This is a genomic window from Mesorhizobium sp. M00.F.Ca.ET.216.01.1.1 (assembly GCF_004010325.2).
Taxonomy (GTDB): Bacteria; Pseudomonadota; Alphaproteobacteria; order Rhizobiales; family Rhizobiaceae; genus Mesorhizobium.
This window is the reverse complement of record NZ_SADR02000144.1, coordinates 1-427: the sequence shown is the minus strand read 5'-3', so window position 1 is coordinate 427 and position 427 is coordinate 1. Positions and strand designations below refer to the sequence as shown.

1 protein-coding gene is annotated in these 427 nt (G+C 64.2%); it reads right to left on the bottom strand.

The window, feature by feature from the left end:
• Positions 1–7: 7 nt before the first annotated feature.
• Positions 8–427 (bottom strand): OmpA family protein (locus EN859_RS35445; protein ID WP_135913618.1); only part of this gene is annotated, 420 nt, incomplete at its 5' end.

Genomic DNA, 427 nt, shown 5'->3' with positions numbered 1-427 from the left:
CGAACAATCAGGTGAGCGGCGAAAGCTGGATCTCGACGCGTCGGTTCTGGGCCCGGCCCTCGGCCGTGGCATTGGAGGCGACGGGTCGCGTCTTGCCGAAACCGGTGACGGCGAAGCGACGCTGATCGACGCCTTGACCGGACAGGTAGTTGGCGACCGCCAGTGCGCGGCGCTGCGACAGATCGAAATTATGCTGGTCGCCGCCAGTCGAATCGGTGTGGCCGAAGACGTCGACGGTGGTCTGGCGGAACTTCTTCAGCACAAGCGCGACCGAATTCAGCACCGGATAGAAGCCCGGCTTCACCGCGTCCTGGTCAACGTTGAAGGTGATGTCGGACGGCATGTTGAGGATGATCTGGTCGCCGCTACGGGTGACGCTGACGCCGGTGCCCTGCAACTGGCGGCGAAGCTCCGCCTCGTTCTGGTC